This is a genomic window from Streptomyces sp. P9-2B-2, from assembly GCF_030406865.1.
In the GTDB taxonomy this organism is placed as follows: Bacteria; Actinomycetota; Actinomycetes; order Streptomycetales; family Streptomycetaceae; genus Streptomyces; species Streptomyces platensis.
In genome coordinates this window covers 3551884-3569833 of record NZ_CP129126.1, presented here as the reverse complement: position 1 = coordinate 3569833, position 17950 = coordinate 3551884, and the positions used below count along the sequence as shown (strand labels likewise).

Below are 17950 nucleotides of genomic sequence, written 5' to 3'. Positions count from 1 at the left end.
CTACTTGCCCGTCTGCTTCTCGTACGCCGCGACGACCTCGTCCGTCGGGCCGTCCATGATCAGCTCACCGCGCTCCAGCCACAGGACGCGTTCGCAGGTGTTGCGGATGGACCTGTTGTTGTGGCTGACGAGGAAGACGGTGCCGGCTTCCTTGCGGAGTTCGCGGATGCGGGCCTCGGAGCGCTTCTGGAAGCTGCGGTCACCGGTGGCCAGCGCCTCATCGATCATCAGCACATCGTGGTCCTTGGCCGCGGCGATGGAGAACTTCAGCCGGGCCGACATGCCGGAGGAGTAGGTGCGCATCGGCAGCGAGATGAAGTCGCCCTTCTCGTTGATGCCGGAGAAGTCGACGATGCCGTCGTAGCGGTCCCGGACCTGGTCACGGGACATGCCCATCGCCAGGCCGCCGAGAAGGACGTTCTTCTCGCCGGTCAGATCGTTCATCAGGGCCGCGTTGACGCCCAGCAGCGAGGGCTGGCCGTGCGTGTAGACCTTGCCGCGCTCGGCGGGCAGCAGCCCGGCGACCGCCTTGAGCAGCGTCGACTTGCCCGAGCCGTTGGAACCGATCAGCCCGATCGACTCACCCCGGTACGCGGTGAAGGAGACGCCCTTGACCGCGTGCACCTCGCGCACGCCCGAGGAGGGCTTGCGGCGCACGATGCGGTTGAGGGCCGCGGTGGCGGTGCCCTTGCCCGCGCCGGTGCCGTAGACGCGGTAGACGATGTGCAGATCGTCCGCGATCACCGTCGGGATGCGGGCCCCGGCCGCCTCGGTGGCGCGGACGCCGTTGTTCTGCTCAGCCACGTCCATACCGCTCCTCAGCCTTCCAGAAGTACACAAAGCCCACGACACCCATCACCAGCGCCCAGCCCCCGGCGAGCGCCCACACATGCGGGGGCAGCTGCTGCGCGTGGAAGCTGTCGATCAGCGCGAACCGCATCAGGTCGATGTAGACGGCCGCCGGATTGAGGTCCAGCAGGACCTGGACGACGGTGGGCACGTGCTTGCCCGCGGTGACCGCGCTCATGCTGTACATGACGCCGGAGGCATACATCCACGTCCGCATGATGAACGGCATCAGCTGCGCCAGGTCCGGGGTCTTCGAACCCAGCCGCGCCATCACCATCGCCAGCCCCGTGTTGAACACGAACTGGAGCACCAGCGCCGGCACGACCAGCAGCCACGACCAGCCCGGCAGCTGGCCGGACGCCAGCAGGATGGCGATGAGGACGCCCATCGACATCAGCAGCTGCTGGAGCTGCATCAGGCAGAACGAGATCGGCAGACAGGCCCGCGGGAAGTGCAGTGCCCGCACCAGACCGAGGTTGCCGGAGACCGCCCGCGTACCGGCCATCACCGAGCTCTGCGTGAAGGTGAAGATGAAGACGCCGGTCACCAGGAACGGGATGTAGTCGTCCACGTTCCGGTTGGTGCCGATCAGCAGACCGAAGATCAAGTAGTAGACCAGCGCGTTGAGCAGCGGGGTCACCACCTGCCACAGCTGGCCCAGCTTCGCCTGGCTGTACTGCGCGGTGAGCTTGGCGCCGGCGAACGACCTGATGAAGTGCCGCCGCTGCCACAGCCGGCGGACGTACTCGGGCAGTGAGGGGCGGGCGCCGCTCACCGTGAGTCCATGGCGCTCGGCCAGGGCGCGCAGCTCCGGGTCGGGGGCCGCGCCGGGGGTGGCGGCCCCGGTGGGCGCCGGGGCCGGGGGAGCGAGGGTCTGGGGCATGGGGCCGCTTTCGCTGGCGTGACGGGGGAAGCGGAACGGAGTACGACGACGGGACGGGTCCGTATCGTCGCGACGCCGACACTAAAGGGAGCTCGCGTCGAAACGCAACCGTAGCGTCGTAACGGTAGGCTCCAGCCCATGGCAGAAGACGGCAGCGGGAGCGAACCCGCGGCGGCGCGCCGGACCCCGGCGGGCGCCGCCGTATTGCGCGAGGACAAGACCGCGGCGATCCGTGCCGCGGTCTTCGAGGAGCTGGCCGCGGCGGGCTTCGCCCGGATGTCGATCGAGGGCATCGCGCGGCGGGCGGGCGTCGGCAAGACCGCCGTCTACCGGCGGTGGCGCTCCAAGCTGCACCTCGTCCTGGACGTGGTCTCCGCGGTGGCCGCGGCAGGGATGCCGACGCCGGACACCGGGTCGCTGGCCGGTGACGTACGGATGCTGCTGGAGGTCGCGGCGCGGGCGCTGCGGCACCCGATGGCCTCGCAGATCATCCCGGACCTGCTGGCGGAGGCGGCCCGCAGCCCCGAACTGGCGCAGGCGCTCAAGGCGGCGCTGCACGACAGCCAGGAGGGCGTCGCGGCCGCGGTGGTGGCCCGGGCGGTGGAGCGCGGCGAGCTGCCGCAGGACGTGGACGCCCGCCTCGCCCTGGACCTGCTGACCGGGCCGCTGTACTGGCGGCTCCTGGTCGCCCGCGACGAACTGCCCAAGGGGTACCTCGACGCACTGACGTGCTCGGTGGTGGCGGCGCTCGGGGCGAAGTGAGGCGGGGCGGTAGGTAGGGCGTGCCCCTAGGGCGGGGGCGAACGGATCCCGTAGGGGGTGCGCGGGCCCCCTGCGAGGCCACAACGGGGCGGGGTGGGGCGGGTATTCCCGTCTGAGGTGGGACAGGCGTTCCCGTCTGGGGTGGGGCGGGTGTTCCTGTCGCCCCCGCCGGAATCCGGCCGGGGGCGGCAGTGTGCGCGCCGACTGACCGATCAGCCCGCCATCTCCACATCCGAGGTGCCCGACGTCCCCGCCGTCCCCGAGGTGCCGGACGTGCCCGGCGCCCCCGAAGCCCCCGCCATCCTCACCCCATCGTGCGCGCCCCTCCGAGGAGCCGGCAGCGCCACCAGACCGACCGCCGCGGCCGCGGCGCGCGGGCTTGGGGCGACCGTGCGCTCCTCCGGCGGCAGCGGCTCCGGGGTCGCCTCCTGGTCCAGGAAGACGCGGCGGACCACGCGCTCGGCGGCGTGGCCGTCGTCCCAGGGGCAGAAGCGGGCGCGGAACGCGGCGCGCAGTGCGGTGGCCTGTTCGTCGTCCCAGCGGCCGGTGCGGAACGCCTCGATCAGTTCGTCCTCCGTGGTGGCGAGCACGCCGGGGGTGTCGCCGGGGAGGCCCGAGAGCAGGTCGAAGGTGACGCCGCGGGAGCGGACGTAGGTGTCCCAGTCGTCGGCGTAGTTGATGATCGGCCGGTCGAGGTTGGCGTAGTCGAACATGATCGACGAATAGTCGGTGACCAGGGCGTCGGCGGCCAGGCACAGCTCCTCGACGACCGGGTGGCCGGACACGTCGATCAGCGCACCGCGCTCCTGGAGCTTCTGGAGGGCGGGGTCCCGGTCGTAGAAGTAGTGGGTGCGCACCAGCAGGACGAAGTGCTCGCCCAGGGCGCGGGAGATCCGCTCCAGGTCGAGCCGCGGGACATAGCCGACCTGGTAGTCGCGCATCGTCGGCGCGTACAGAACCGCCGTCTTACCGGGGGCGATGCCGAGGCGTTCACGGATGTCCAGGACGTCCTGGGCGGTGGCCCGGTAGTAGACGTCGTTACGGGGGTAACCGGCGTCCACCGAGGCGAAGTCGCAGGGGTAGACGCGTTCCCACTGCTCGGTGGTGTGCCGGTTGGCGGAGAGCGAGAAGTCCCAGCGGTCGGCGCGGGCCAGCAGCTTGCGGAAGCTCATGCCCTTGGCGGCGGCCGGGTAGCGCTTCTGGTCGGTGCCCATCGACTTCAGCGGGGTGCCGTGGTGGGTCTGGAGGTGGATCTGGCCCTCGCGCTTGACCACGTTGTCGGCGAAGTTGACGTTGTTGACGAGGTACTTGGCGCGGGCCATCACCTCCCAGTAGCGCGGGGAGTTCAGCACGACATGGTCGATACCGGCCGGGACCGTATCGGCGAGCTGCTTCTTGACGACCCAGACGCCGTGCACATCCGGCGCCAGCTCCCTGGCCTTCTCGTAGACCGCCAGCGGGTTGCAGGACGGCAGCCGGTTCCAGTACGCGGAGTAGACCGCGAGGTTCTCGTCCAGCGGCTGCCGCAGCAACGCCTGGTAACGCAGGTCCATGGCCTTGCGCTTGGCCTGCCGGACCCGCTTGCCGGCGTGCCTGCGCACCGTGCGCCGCACCTTGCCGGCGACCTTCAGAGCGGCCAGCGCCGGGTAGGCGTCCCTGGCGAGCAGCGCGTACTTGCCGCCCGCCACACCGGAGGGGCGGACGAAGCCGGCCGGCAGCCGACGGCGGTAGTCGCGGGCGGCGCGGTGGAAGAACTCGGCGGTGGCGTCGCGCGGCAACCGGCCGGGCTTGTCCAGGACGGTCAGATAGTGGTCCACCATCTTGCGGAACATGTGCACGCGCCAGTGCGCCAGTTCGGGGTGCGCGTCCAGGTAGGCGAAGACCCGGGCGTACTGGTCGAAGACGTCGAAGTGCTTGCGGCTGGTGGTGCGCAGGATGTTGCCGCCCTGCCGGCGCTGGCGGTAGTGCAGGCAGACCCGGTCGAGGACCGCGATCCGCGGTGCGGTGATCAGCGTGCAGAACGTCCAGGGGGCGTCCTCGTAGTAGCCCGGCGGGAAGGTGAAACCGTGCTCCTCGACGAAGTCGCGGCGGTAGGCCTTGTTCCAGACGATCTGGAGCAGGTCGAGGAGCCGGGGCCGTTCGGTGAGCGGGAAGGACGGTGCGCCGGACTCGTCGAGCAGTGCGGACAGGGTGTTGCGGCGGGTGGTGCCGTCCCAGTACGTCCGGGCGTAGTCGAAGAGCAGGATCTCGGGGTGCGCGGTGGCGGCCAGCCGTTCGGCGAGGGCGCCGAGCGCGCCGGGCACGAGGGTGTCATCGCTGTCGAGGAAGAGGAGGTAGTCGCCGGTGGCGCGGGCCAGGCCGGCGTTGCGGGCGGGGCCCAGGCCGGCGTTCTCCGGGAGGTGCAGGACCTGGACGCGGTCGTCGCGCGCGGCGTACTCGTCCAGGATGGCGCCGCTGCCGTCGGGCGAGCAGTCGTCGACGGCGAGCAGCTCGAAGTCCGGGAAATCCTGCGCCAGCACCGAGTCCAGGCACGCGCGCAGGAAGCCCCGCACGCGGAACACGGGCACGATGATGCTGAAGCGGGGTCCGGCGCCGGGGCCTGTCTCGGACATGTGGTGCTACTCCTCGTGGCGAGCTGCGTACAGAACACGGAAAAAGGCCTGAAGGGGCCTCCTGTGGTGTCAGCTTTCTGACCACTGTTCACCCGAAAAGGTTGTTGTCCGTTCACCGAAAATTTCTGTGCCGCTCCTCACAGATCTCGTCAAGTGGTGAATTTTCGGGCGGTGCTCTCCGCTGGGGCATTGATGCCGTGTGGTCGCGTAGGTGTGGAAAGGGGCGCGGACGCGCAACCTCCGGGGGCCGGACCGCCTCTAGGGGTGTGGCGGGCCCGGAGTCACCGGCAGTCCGCCGCCACGATCGGCGAACCTTCACCCCGCGTTATATGTCTGAGGAGTCCTCTCCGCCCCGCCGCGGCGCCGGGCGGTCCGGGGGACTGCCGAAAGAACGGAGGCACGGTGCCCGTCCCAGACGACCCCGAGGCCGAGGTCCCCACCGGATCCCGCGCCCCGGCGCCGACCGTCTCCGTGATCGTGCCGGTGCACAACACCCGGCGCTACCTCGACCGCAGCCTCGGCTCCGTCTTCGCCCAGACGCTGGACCGGCGCCACATCGAGGTGATCGCGGTCGACGACGGCTCCACCGACGGCAGCGCCGAGTGGCTGGCCGAACAGGCCCGCCGCCACCCCCATCTGACGGTGCTCCGCCAGGAGGCCTCCGGCGGCGCCGGCAAGCCGCGCAACGCCGGACTGGCCCGCGCCACCGGCGACTACGTCTTCTTCCTCGACTCCGACGACCGCCTCGACCCCGAAGCGCTGTTCTGGCTCACCCGGACGGCCCAGCAGTGCCGCTCGGACATCGTCTACGGCCGGATCGCCGGCGCCGACGGCCGCGCCGCCCCCGTCGACCTGCGCACCACCAGCGCACGCGTCTCCGTCTTCGACTCCCCGGTCTACTGGTCCCTGGCCGCCTACAAACTCTTCCGCCGGTCCTTCGTCGAACGCCACCGGCTGCGCTTCGTCGAGGGCCGGCTGCTCGCCGAGGACCTGCCGTTCGGCATCACCGCCCTGCTGCGCGCCGACGTCGTCTCCGTCTTCGCCGACCGCACCTGCTACTACCTGCACGGACGCGAGGACAACAGCAACGCCACCCGCCAGGACACCGACTGGTGCGAATACCTCGGCTACATCGGCACCGTCCTCGACCGGGTCGCCGCCGAGGTCCCGCCCGGCGCCGACCGCGACAAGCTGATGGTCCGGCACTTCCACGGCGAGATACTCATGCCCTTCGGGGCCCCCTACCTCGCCCGCGACCCGGCGGGCCGCACCGCGATGGCGGCCGCCGCCCGCCCACTCGTCGAGCGCCACCTCACCGACCGGGTACTGACCGCCCTGCCGCCCGGGCTCCGGCTGCGCGCCCACTGCCTGCGCGCCGGACTCGACGACGAACTGACCGCCGTCGTCCGCGCCGACACCGCGACCCGCCCGGACCCGCCGCACCTCGGCGGCGACGGCCGCGTCTACGCCGGCTACCCGTACTTCCGCGACCCGCGGCACGCCCTCCCCGACGCCTGCTACGACCTCACCGACCGTGTGGTGCTGCGCCAGCGGCTGCTCCGGCAGCACTGGGTGGGCGGCGTGCTGCACCTGCGGGGCACCGCCACCCTCCCCGACCTGGGCGGCGACACCGTCGAGATCCTGCTGCGCCGCAACGGCACCACCCACCGCGTCCCCGCCCGGTACGCGGACGGGGCCTGGCGGGCCGCCGTCGACCCGGCGACCGCGGCGGACGGCGGGCCGGTACCCGACGGCGTCTGGGGCCTCAAGATCGCGGTCACCGCGTACGGCCCGGGCGGCGCCGCGGGGCCCGCCCTGCGCCGCGAGGCCTGGCTGGTGCCGGACGGCGACGCGGAGGACGCGGGCGACCCCGGCTTCGTCCCGCGGATCGCCGGCCGGGGCGCGGCCGGCCCGGCCGTCGCCGCGCTCTTCCGCTCCCGGCCGCACGGCCATCTGAACCTCGACCTGGACGGCGACGGGGCGCGCCGGCCCCTCGGCGGTGATCTGCGCGGCACGGCGGGCCGCACCCGCTCCGGACGGGCCACCGTCACCGCCCGGCTCACCCTCCCCGGCTGCCCCGTGGACGCCGGACTGCGGCTGGTCCTCCAGGACGCGACCCGCACGGTGGCACTGCGCACCACGGCCGAGCGGGCCGCCGGCGACCGCTACACCGTGCGCTCCGTGCTGCGCGGCGGCCCGCCGGGCACCTGGCGGGTGGCGCTGCGGGTGACCGCGGGCCCGTTCCGCGGCGAGCTGCCGGTCCTCACGGCCGGGCACGGGGGCGGTGGGCCCACGCCGCTGACCCTCACCGTGCCGGGCGGCGGCTTCCGGGCGGGTCTCCGGCGGCGGGCGCGGCGGCTGCGCCGGGCGGGTCTCCTGCGCCGGGTGCGCCGCTGACCCTGCCGTACGCCCCCGCTTCCGCCCCCATTCCGCCCCGCGGCCCCAACTCCCGGCCCCGCGCGCCCCTTTCGGTGAGAGCCGAATGCCGTTGCCCGGCCCGCCCCCGCTGCCACAGGCTGACCGACTATCAGGCACCGGCCACGGTGCCCCCGCGAGCGAGAGCCTCGCGGGACCGTATGACAGGGGGAACAGATATGTCCGTCATCAAGCGCGCCGGGATAGCGGCCGCGGCCGTCGCGGCGCTGATCGTCCCGGCCGGCACGGTCGTCGCCACCGCCGGACCCGCCGCCGCCAAGGCCGCCACCACTCAGGGATGCCCCTACGGCGCGGTCTGCATCTACCCGCAGAACGCCGGCTGGAACGGCGGCCACCCGTCGCACTTCTACTACAGCTACGGGGCCCACAACCTCAGCAACATGGTCGGGACGCACCGCATCTACAACAACCAGTCCGGCGGCGCGACCATGCGGACCTGCACGGGCTACAACGGCACCGGCTGCCAGGGCTACCTGCCGGCCAACAACTACATCGACAAGAACATGACGCCGATCAACTCGATCACCCTCCAGCCGTAGCCGTGCGGCACCCCTAAGGGGCGCCGGGGCCGGGTCTCCCACCGGAGGCCCGGCCCCGGCACACCGTGCGGCGGACGGCAAGCGGGCGCACCCTGGAAACAGCGGCTCCGGAGGTGATCGTCATGTTGCAGACCGCTGTCGGATGGCATGTCGAGCTGGAATTCGAGGAGGACAAGCACCGCACTCGCGCCGCCGCCCTGGTACGGCTCCCCGACGGGACCGAGGTGCGGGCCCACGGGTACGCCAGCCGCCACCCCGTCGACTCCAACCAGCCGAGGGTCGGCGAAGAGGTCGCGGGCGCCAGAGCGCTCAACGAACTGGCGATGAAACTGCTGACCAAGGCCCACGACGAGATCGACGAGGCGTCCGGCCGGACGTCCCACCCGCTGAGCTGAGCGGCATCCGCCGCGCCCGGCCGGCGGCCCGGCGCCTGGAGTAGGGTGCCCGTCCGTGACCGAACCGGACTTCCTGCACACCACCCGGGCGTTCTACGACGCCATCGCCACCGACTACGACGCGCACTTCGGCGAGCACCTCGCGGCCCGGCCGATGGACCGGGCGGTACTCGCCGGATTCGCCGAACTCGTGCGGGCCGCGGACGCCGGACCGGTCGCCGACCTCGGCTGCGGCCCCGGCCGGGTGACGGCACACCTCGCCGGTCTGGGCCTGCCCGTCTTCGGCGTCGATCTCTCGCCGCAGATGGTGGCGCTGGCCCGGCGGACACATCCGCAGGTCCGGTTCGAGGTGGGGGCGATGACCGGCCTGGAGCTGCCGGACGGTGCCCTCGGCGCGATCGTGGCCTGGTACTCGATCATCCACACCCCGCAGGAGCGGCTGCCGGAGCTGTTCGCCGCGTTCCACCGGCTGCTGGCCCCGGGAGGCACGCTGCTGCTCGCCTTCCAGGTCGGGGACGAGCCGCTGCACGTGGCGCAGCCGTTCGGCCACCCCGTGGCGCTCGACTTCCGGCGGCGCCGGCCGGACCGGATCGCCGGGCTGCTGACCGCGGCCGGACTGGAGGTACGGACCCGGATGCTGCGGGAGCCGGACGAGGAGCTGGGGGAGTCCACCCCGCAGGGCTTTCTCCTGGCCCGCAAACCGGCCGGGGCCTGAGCCGGGACCGGAGGCCGGGGCCTGAGGCTGCCCCCCCATCGGATGCCCCCCCGCACGACGCGGCCGCCGGTACCGCTGAGCGCGGTGCCGGCGGCCGTACGCGGGGTACGCGGCCCTGTCAGGCCTGCGGGTGGTGGTACCGCCAGCCCTCCCAGGCCGAGGTGATCATGTCGCGGACGTCGTGCCGGGCCTTCCAGCCCAGCTCGTCGGCGATCCGGTCGGCGGACGCCACCACCCGGGCCGGGTCGCCCGCCCGGCGCGGGGTGACCTCGGCGGTGACGTCCTGATGCCCGGTGATTCCGGCGATCAGATCCACCATCTCGCGCACCGACACCCCCTCGCCCCGCCCGATGTTCAGCGTCAGATCGCGCACCGGACCCGGCTCGGCGAGCTTCCGGGCGGCCGCCACATGGGCCTCGGCGAGATCGGCGACATGGATGTAGTCGCGGATGCAGGTGCCGTCCGGGGTGTCGTAGTCATCGCCGAAGATGCGGGGCGCGGCGCCCGCGGTGAGCCGCTCGAAGACCATCGGGACGATGTTGTAGACCCCGGTGTCGGCCAGCTCCGGCGTGGCCGTCCCGGCGACGTTGAAGTAGCGCAGGCAGGCCGTGCTGATGCCGTGCGCCCGGCCCGCCGCACGGGCCATCCACTCGCCGACCAGCTTGGTCTCGCCGTACGGATTGATCGGCGTGCAAGGGGTGTCCTCGGTGACCAGGTCGACGTCCGGCATGCCGTAGACGGCGGCCGAGGAGGAGAACACCAGCCGGCCGACGCCGCCCGCGGCCATCGCCTCCAGCAGCGTCTGGAGACCGTGCACATTCTCGCGGTAGTAGAGCAGCGGCATCTCGACGGACTCGCCGACCTGCTTCTTTGCCGCCAGGTGGATGACATCGGTGATGCCGTGCTCGGCGAAGGTGGTGTCGAGCAGCTCACGGTTGAGGGTGGAGCCGACGACCAGCGGAACGTCCTCGGGGACCCGGGCGGGCACCCCCGTCGTCACGTCGTCGAGCACGACGACCGTCTCGCCCGCCTGGCGCAGGGCCCGTACGACATGGGAGCCGATGTAGCCGGCACCACCCGTGATCAAGTAAGACATGGCATCAATCCTAGGCTCGGGGACGAAGCGGATGGGAGTGGTCCGGGGCGGTCAGCTGTGCAGCCGCCGGGCGGCGATCCGCCAGACGCTGCGCAGACCCGACGCGACCCGCAGGGACAGCGCGCCGCCGGTCGTCGCATACGGCTGCACCAGCAGCAGGACATGGCGGCGGCTGGGCAGCACCCGGCGGCGCAGCCCCGGCCCGATGGCCCGCAGCGCGGCCCGGAAACCGGCCCCGTCCGCGCAGCTGACCCGCGCCATCAGATCCCACGGCTCGGGGTCGGCACGGTGCGCGCCGTCCCGCTCGACCAGCGCACCGAGATCCAGCACGATCTCCGCGGTCCAGCAGGTCTCCGAGCCGCCGGTGGCCGGGGCCGGGGTGAGCGCGGCGGTGTGCACCGGGCCGCGCCGGTCGTCCCGGCGGCGCCGCAGCTCGATATCGATGCTCTCCGGCCCGGCCGCGGCCAGCCGCCCGTACAGATCGTGCACCCGCAGCCGCAGCACACCGGGGCTGCTGACGGCGGGCTCCGCGTCTATCGTCACCGGCAGCCGGTGCATCGGCTTGGTGCCGAGCGCGTCCAGCTCCACCTCCGGCAGGTCCCCGGACCACACCGCGCGGCCCTCGGCCTCCGCGTACGGCGGCAGCAGCCGGCCGGGCCGGGCCGCCAGCTGGGTCAGCCGCCCCAGGTCCCGCGGGGCCGGCGAGGCCAGCACCACCCGGGCCAGCCAGCGCGCCGGAGCGCGCGCCGCCCGCAGATCGGGCTCCTCGAAACCGGCCAGATACTCCCGGGTCAGCCGCCACCACTCGGCGCGGTAGTCGGCGCCGCGGGTGTGCAGCTCCCGGACGTACATCCGCAGATCGTGGTCGAGGAACTTGGTGCGCGCGGCATGCGCCAGCGCCTGGTGCCCGGCCTCCTGGAAGATCTGCACACTGGCCCGGTGCGCCGCGATCCGCGCCTGCCAGTTGGCGACGTCCTTGCGGTCCAGCGAGATCGACTGCCGGGCGGCCGAGCGGCGCACATGCCAGACGTAGACCCGGTCGGGAATGGTGGCGAGCCGCGGGGCGGCGGCCAGCACCCGCGCGGTGAACACGAAGTCCTCGTAGGTGAAACGGCCCTCGGGGAAAGAGATCGCGTGCTTGTCGAGAAACGCCCGCTCGTAGAGCTTGTTGACGCACAACGTGTCCCGCACCAGCTGCGGGCCGGCCTCGGGCAAGTCATGGACGGCCGGCTCGCGGTAGAGGCCGGGCTGCCAGGGGACATCGCGGTGCGCGGGCAGCTCACGGCGGACACAGGCACCGGCCACGACCGGGGCGTCATGCTCCAGCGCGGCGGCCAGCAGCGCGCGGGCCGCACCCGGCGGCAGCACATCGTCGCTGTCGAGGAACATCACGAACCGCCCGGTGGCGGCCCGCAGCCCGTCATTGCGGGGGGTGCCGCAGCCGCCGCTGTTCTCGTCGCGGTGGATGACCCGCAGCCGCGGTTCGGTACGGGCGAGGGCATCCAGGGCGGCGCCGGTGCCGTCGGTGGACGCGTCGTTCACCGCGATCACTTCGGTGACCGTTTCACCGGGCGTTCCCTGCGCGAGGGCGGAGCGCACCGCCTCGCCGACATGGCCGACATCGTTGAAGGCGATGACGACGATGCTGACCTGCGCGGATGGCGTGATGGTGGGCCCCGGCAGTGGCTCAAGGGCTTCTTTCACAGTCACTGAAATCTACATTTCGTGTCGACAGCATCTCTTGGCGCGAGCGGGAATTCCGAACCCATTTCCGATGATTCAGAGGGCGAAATCCGTCGCACGGTTGCACCCGTCGCTCCGCTTTTCCGCCCTCTTGCCGTCTTCTTACCGGGCGGGAGCCGGGCTCGGGGTGTGCCGGGCCCGTAAGGGCACCTGCACATGCTGTAACGACGTGAGTGCCGCAGGATGCCGATCCAGCCACCCTCATCTTGCGGCGGACCGGCTCCGGTCACCGCTCCATCAGGTCCGCGACCCGGCCCGCCGCACCGCCGTCGTCCCGGTGGCAGAAGGCCGCCCGGAAATCCGCGTACGCGTCCGCGCCCGCCGCCACGATCGCCGTCAAGTCGCCCAGCGCGTCGATCAGTTCACCGGTCGAGCCGAGCAGCGGCCCCGGCACCCGGGCCTCGAAGTCCAGGGTGAAGCCCCGCAGGGTGTCCCGGTAATGCGGCAGATCGGGGGTCAGGAACAGCATCGGGCGGCCGGTGTTGGCGAAGTCCACGGCCAGCGACGAATAGTCGGTGACCAGCACATCCGCCGCCAGCAGCAGCTCGGTGGCGTCCGGGTGCGCGGACACATCGCGGGCGAACGGCGCATGGTGCGCCGGCAGCCGGTCGGCCACCAGCGGATGGCCGCGGACCAGCAGCACATGGTCCCCCTCCAGCTCCCGCCGCGCCAGGTCCAGATCGAGCGGCAGATGCAGCCGGTGGTGGCCCGCGTCGTACGCCAGATCGTCCCGCGGCGTCGGCGCGTACAGCACGACCTTCCTGCCCGGCTCGATGCCCAGCCGCTCCCGCACCGCGGCCGCCGTCAGCTCGCGGTCGGGCGCGAACAGGGCGTCGGTGCGCGGCAGTCCGGTCTCCACCAGCCGGCCGGAGTAGCCCAGCGCGGACCGCAGCACCGGGGTGCTGTGCGCGTTGGGCGACAGCAGCACACTCCACTGCCGGCTCACCCGCGGCCGCGGCGCCAGATGCGCCAGGCCCGCGCACAGCGTGCCCGCCAGATCGGCGCCGATCCGCTTGAGCGGGGTGCCGTGCCAGGTCTGGATGATCCGCTGGCCGCCCCGGCGGGTGAACCACCGCGGCAGATGCGTGTTGGTGACCACCCAGCGGCTGTGCGCCAGCGCCCCGTGCCACTCCGCGCTGCCCACCAGTACCGCACGGGCCGTCGCCGGCACCGCGGTCTGCGCGTCCCGCACCGCCCACAGATGCTCCACCTCCGTGCCCCGGCGGACCAGCTCCTCGTGCACCGCCCGCGGCGAATCCCCGTACGCGCGGCCGCCGAAGCTGCTGTAGAGGACGGTGTCGCGCAGCGGCCGGGAGCGGTGCAGCGAGTAATGCTGCTCGCGCAGCAGCCGGCGCCGGTACGGGCCGCGGTCGGTGGCCGGCAGCGCGGGCCCCGCCACCACGAGCGCCTCGTCGTGCCGGTGCCGGTCCAGGCTGAACGGCTTGCCGCGGACCGTACGGGTCGCCGGCAGCCCGTCGAGGACCGACGGCGCACAGCGGACCGGGGCGTCCAACGGGGAGCCGGGCGCGCCCCGTTCGCGCAGATGCAGCGTCCAGCGGCCCTCGCGCAGCGGCACCGCCCCGGCCAGCGAGGGCAGCCCGCCCAGCGGCAGCGTGCCGTGGAACCGGCCCTCGTCATGAGTGGTGGGGAAGGCCAGCTCGGTGGCGTGCGCCCCGTGCTTGAGGACCAGTTCGGTGGCGTGCGGCGCGGCGGCCGGCAGCCCGCCCGACAGGAGCAGGGTGCCGTCCGCGCGCCACAACAGCCGGTCCAGATACGGCTGCGGGACCCGGTCGTGCAGCACGAGCTGCCCGGCCGGGGTCGCGGCCACCACCAGCTCACGGCCGTGCGGCAGCGGATACGGCACCGGCGTCAGCCCGGGCGCGCAGGCGATCGGATCGGTGCCGCCGCCGGGCAGCACCAGCTCCGGCGCCCAGCTCTCGGTGTGCGCGGGCGGCACCGCCCGGGGCGCGCCGTCCCGGGTGGGCCGTGCGGCGGCGAGGGCGTCGAGCCGGATACGGAAGGTGTGCGGCGACGGCGGGCCGCCGGGCGCACCGCCGGACATCTCGCCCGCCTCCCCGGGCAGCGCCGTCTCCACCGGGAACGACACCACCGTGCCGGTCCCCTGGTGGGTCAGCCGCAGCGCGGCGGGCGGCGGGCCGGGCACGCCGACGGTCAGGTCCAGGTCACCGGCCGCGGCGGCACGGTGCCCGGCCAGCCGCCGGGTGCGCCGGTGCACCGACAGCCGCAGCCGCCCGCCCGCGTACCAGGGCGTGACCCGCAGCCCGTCGTCCGTGCCGTCCCCGGCCACGTCGTGGGTGCGCGGCGCGGCCCCCGAACCGGTGTCCGGTGCGTACAGCGCCCCGGCCCGCACCACGCCCGCCGACGCCAGCAGCACCCCGACCGTCCAGTCGCCCTCCTCCCAGCGGCCCCCCTTGCGCAGCCGCGCCGGATCGAGCCGCAGCTCGAAGCCCGACCAGTCGTAACAGTGCAGCTCCTGACCGGACTCGGCGGTCGCCTCCGGCATCGGGACCGGGCGCAGCGGCAGCAGGACCCGGCGCCGTCCGCACGACAGCACGGCCGTCCGCAGGTAACGGTGCCGGGCCGCGGCGTCCAGATTGCGGAGATAGGCGTACCCGCGCAGCACCAGCACCCCGCCCCGCCACACCGCCTCCCGCACCCGCGCCACCACGGGGAAGTCCGCCCGGTCCAGCCGGGTCACACCCGGCGGCAGCTCCAGCGGCGGAGTCAGCGGCAGCACCGCCCGCTTGCGCAGCGGCGGCCCGGCGACCGTGAACCCCGCCGGGTTACGGGCCTCATGGGTGAGCAGCGCCAGCAGATCCGCCAGCCGCCCGGCGCGGATCAGATACCAGCGCATCCGCAGCTCCACGGGCAGCGTGGCGAACAGCCGCGGATCCACGCCGGACAGGAAGTTGCGGGCGCAGTCCAGGAAAGCGGTCCGGCACTCCGGGGCGGCCCCCGGCAGCGCCTCCACCAGGTCGAGCAGCCCCTCGGTGAGCTGCGCGCGGTCGTAGTCGCGCCGGTGGCCGCTCAGCCCCGCGCGGGCCGGGTCGGCGAGGAACCGCCGGATACCGGCCACCGCCGCGAACCGGTCCCGTACGCCCCGGGCATCGAGCTGCCGTTGCCGGCCGGGCCCCTCCGGCAGCCGCCGGTAACAGACGTACTCGTGCAGCACATCGACCGCGTCGGCGAGAAAGAACGCGGGCAGCGTCACCGCCGCGTCATGGCACCACTCGCCCTCCGGGAAGGCCAGGGCGTGCCGGTCCCAGAAGGCGCGGCGGAAGACCTTGTTGCGGGCGACATGGTCGGACAGCAGCGTCAGATCGTCGCCGATCCGGGTCCGCAGCGCGGTCTCCCGGCCCGCCGGATGGTGGGCGGACTGGCTGCGGCCGGCCGTGCCCAGCCGGTAGACGTTGCCGGTCGCCAGATCCGACCCGGACCGGTCCAGCAGACCGACGAGATCCTCGTAGGCGCGCGGCAGCAGCACATCCTCCCCGGCGTCGAGGAAGGCGAGGTAGCCGGTGTGCGGATAGGCGTGCCGGGCACCGGTGTTGCGGGCCGCGCCACAGCCGGCGGCCGGGCCGCCCTCCTGGTGGTGGACGATCCGGAACCGCGGGTCACGGGCGGCGAACCGCCGGGCGAGAGCGGCGGGACCGGCCTCCGGGGCGGCGTCCCCGGACCCCGCCCCGGGTGGACCGGCCACCAGCACCACATCCAGCTCGGTCAGCGTCTGGGCCGCGACCGACTCCAGGCACTCCTCCACATTCCGCTCGGACCCCTCGGTGTGATGGACCGGGACGACGACGGTGAGCCGTGGCTTCATACGCGGACCAAGCCTTTCCGGACTGGCGATGCACAAGACCGGTCCGTTCAACTCGCCCACGGCGGCACGGTCACCGGATCTGCGCTGAAAGGGTGAGACGCGTCATCGACACTGCGTGTTCACATGATTACGCTCGGTGTGCGAAGTCGGCGCGCCGTAGCGCCGGGCCGCGCCCGATGCCGTAGACCCGTTGCACAGCTTCACGACGCCCCGCGCCGTGTCTCCCCAGGGAAGGTGACCGCGTCCCGATGCCCGGCCGAACCGACAGCTCCGCCGCCACCGACAGCCCCGACGCCGGGCCGCCCGGCAGCGACATCCGGACCGCTCGGCCCGCGCCCCCCGCGGGCACCGCCCCGTCCGCCTCCACCGCCCGGCTGCCGGTCGAACGCGGACGCCGCGGACCGGCCCGGCTGCTGCCCGCCCGGTCCCCGTTCCGCAGCCAGCTGCGGCGGATCGGCGGCGGACGGGTCCTGGAGATCGGCTGCGGCACCGGCGACACCCTCGCCGACTGCGCGCCCGGCAGCGTCGGCGTGGACCACGACCCGCGGTCCGTGGCGCACTGCCGGGAGCGCGGACTGACCGCCTACACGGCCGACACCTTCCTCGCGAGCCCGCACGCCCGCCCCGGCGCCTTCGACGCGCTGCTGACCGCACACGTCCTGGAGCACCTGGACGACGAACAGGTCGAGGGCCTGCTGCGGGCCTATGTGCCGTACGTACGGCCCGGCGGCGGGGTGCTGCTGATCACCGCGCAGGAGGCCGGACACCGGGCCGGCCCCGCCCCGGTGCGCTTCACCGATTTCCCGCTGCTGCGCGCCTTCGCCGAGTCCGCGGGGCTCACCGTGCGGCGCACGTACTCCCATCCGCTGCCCCGCCCCGCCGGGATGCTGCTGCGCGCCAACGCGTTCGTCCTGCTGGGGCAGGTGCCGCGCTAGGAGGGGCCCGGTGCGGACGGGTGCCGCCCCAGGCCCCGCGCGGTGCGATCAGTGCGTACGGGCCCGCTTGCGGGCGTTCACGACCGCCCGGGTGATGACCGGCGGCAGCACGTCCAGGGCCACCCGGCGCAGCGTGCCGCGGCGCGGGCCAGGACGGGCCGCGGCGGCCTCCGGCGCCCGGGCCGCGGCCGGCCGCTGCGGGGCGCGGACGCCCGAGGACCGGTGCCGGGACACCGGATGGGCGGGCTCCTTGGCGCCCTTGGCGCTCAGCCGGACCAGCGGGGCGTCGTTGACGTACTGCACCTCGTGCCAGATGTCGCCACGAGCCTTGATCCACTCGATCAGGGCCTGCTGGAGCGGCTCCGGATCGCCCCAGGTCCCGTAGAACTTGGTGCCGGTGATGCAGACCGGACGCAGCCCCTCGTTCGCGACGGCCTGCCAGGTGGCGGCGGCCACCCCCGGACAGTGCTCGGCCCGGTAGTCGTCCATCACCACGACACCGTTACCGGTGAGCAGTTCACGCACCGCGAGGATGTCGCCGTGCACATGCTCGTACAGATGCGAGGCGTCGATATGGGCGAAGCGCACCGAACCCTCGTCGACATGCTCACTGACCAGCGAACTCAGGCCCTGGACAATGGTGGGCAACTCCTCATGGAACGCCAGGTAGTTCGCCTCGAAAGCGCGCCGCGTCAACGTCGCGTAGGACTTCTGCATCTCCTGCGAGTTGGAGGAGTCCTCGGCGGGGGAGTCGAAGAGATCGCAGACCGTGAAGCGCTCGCCGGCCCGCTGCCGCGCACCGAGGAAGATGGCGCTCTTGCCCATATACGCCCCCAGTTCGAGCAGATCACCCGGCTCCGCACGCTCCTTCTGGCGGGTCAGGAACCAGTCGAAAAGCAGCTGGTCCGCGGTGAAGAACCAGCCCTTGACCTCGGACAGCCGGGTGGGGCGCGGGAGTTGTGCGGCACTCTGGTCTGCGATGGGGGCAGTCATGTGCGGTCCGTCTCCAGACGGTCGGGAACGTAGGGCGTAAGACGACACGTGCGTGGGGGAGCTGCGATATGTGCCGGCGCTGGCTGCCGTGGATGTACCGGGGAAACGCGGGGAGAGAGCTGCGGCCTGCGGTGATGCGTCTCCGCGGTGA

Annotated in this window: 13 protein-coding genes; 6 read left to right on the top strand and 7 right to left on the bottom strand. The window is 73.0% G+C overall.

Annotation, left to right across the window (positions count from 1 at the left end):
- Together QT196_RS15525 and QT196_RS15520 are read right to left on the bottom strand one after the other, a co-directional pair.
- Entirely contained in the window at positions 1-810 is an 810-nt protein-coding gene (locus QT196_RS15525) for an ABC transporter ATP-binding protein (protein WP_168479402.1), read from the bottom strand.
- Positions 797-1732, bottom strand: coding sequence for an ABC transporter permease (locus QT196_RS15520; protein WP_168479400.1), 936 nt, complete (start codon positions 1730-1732; stop codon positions 797-799). The genes QT196_RS15525 and QT196_RS15520 overlap by 14 nt, the downstream gene beginning before the upstream one ends.
- A 138-nt stretch (positions 1733-1870) precedes the next feature.
- Here QT196_RS15520 and QT196_RS15515 point away from each other — a divergent pair, with 138 nt between their 5' ends.
- Complete coding sequence (locus tag QT196_RS15515) at positions 1871-2494, top strand: TetR/AcrR family transcriptional regulator (RefSeq protein ID WP_168479398.1); 624 nt, start codon at positions 1871-1873, stop codon at positions 2492-2494.
- 212 nt (positions 2495-2706) lie between these two features.
- Here QT196_RS15515 and QT196_RS15510 read toward each other — a convergent pair whose 3' ends face one another.
- Complete coding sequence (locus tag QT196_RS15510) at positions 2707-5106, bottom strand: bifunctional glycosyltransferase/CDP-glycerol:glycerophosphate glycerophosphotransferase (RefSeq protein WP_290355100.1); 2400 nt, start codon at positions 5104-5106, stop codon at positions 2707-2709.
- 402 nt (positions 5107-5508) lie between these two features.
- On the opposite strand from QT196_RS15510, the gene QT196_RS15505 reads away from it, so the two are divergent.
- From QT196_RS15505 to QT196_RS15490, 4 genes are all read left to right on the top strand, one after another.
- Complete coding sequence (locus tag QT196_RS15505; protein ID WP_290355099.1) at positions 5509-7503, top strand: glycosyltransferase; 1995 nt, start codon at positions 5509-5511, stop codon at positions 7501-7503.
- A gap of 197 nt (positions 7504-7700) precedes the next feature.
- Positions 7701-8081 carry a hypothetical protein gene (locus tag QT196_RS15500; protein ID WP_168479394.1) on the top strand — a complete coding sequence of 127 codons (381 nt, stop codon included), beginning with the start codon at positions 7701-7703 and terminating at the stop codon, positions 8079-8081.
- A gap of 122 nt (positions 8082-8203) precedes the next feature.
- On the top strand, positions 8204-8476 hold the full coding sequence (locus QT196_RS15495; RefSeq protein ID WP_211117357.1) for a DUF1876 domain-containing protein: 273 nt from the start codon (positions 8204-8206) through the stop codon (positions 8474-8476).
- 55 nt (positions 8477-8531) lie between these two features.
- On the top strand, positions 8532-9191 hold the full coding sequence (locus QT196_RS15490) for a class I SAM-dependent methyltransferase (protein WP_168479390.1): 660 nt from the start codon (positions 8532-8534) through the stop codon (positions 9189-9191).
- Between the two features lie 118 nt (positions 9192-9309).
- Here QT196_RS15490 and galE read toward each other — a convergent pair whose 3' ends face one another.
- From galE to QT196_RS15475, 3 genes are all read right to left on the bottom strand, one after another.
- On the bottom strand, positions 9310-10287 hold the full coding sequence (gene galE, locus QT196_RS15485; RefSeq protein ID WP_168479388.1) for a UDP-glucose 4-epimerase GalE: 978 nt from the start codon (positions 10285-10287) through the stop codon (positions 9310-9312).
- Between the two features lie 51 nt (positions 10288-10338).
- Positions 10339-11991, bottom strand: coding sequence for a glycosyltransferase family 2 protein (locus tag QT196_RS15480; RefSeq protein ID WP_290356661.1), 1653 nt, complete (start codon positions 11989-11991; stop codon positions 10339-10341).
- 265 nt (positions 11992-12256) lie between these two features.
- Positions 12257-15871: a CDP-glycerol:glycerophosphate glycerophosphotransferase gene (locus tag QT196_RS15475; protein WP_290355098.1), complete on the bottom strand. Its 3615-nt coding sequence runs from the start codon at positions 15869-15871 to the stop codon at positions 12257-12259.
- Between the two features lie 248 nt (positions 15872-16119).
- On the opposite strand from QT196_RS15475, the gene QT196_RS15470 reads away from it, so the two are divergent.
- Entirely contained in the window at positions 16120-16806 is a 687-nt protein-coding gene (locus tag QT196_RS15470) for a class I SAM-dependent methyltransferase (RefSeq protein WP_266731363.1), read from the top strand.
- A gap of 48 nt (positions 16807-16854) precedes the next feature.
- Here QT196_RS15470 and QT196_RS15465 read toward each other — a convergent pair whose 3' ends face one another.
- A complete protein-coding gene (locus tag QT196_RS15465) occupies positions 16855-17799 on the bottom strand; it encodes a class I SAM-dependent methyltransferase (RefSeq protein ID WP_290355097.1) in 945 nt (314 codons plus the stop codon).
- Between the last annotated feature and the right edge of the window lie 151 nt (positions 17800-17950).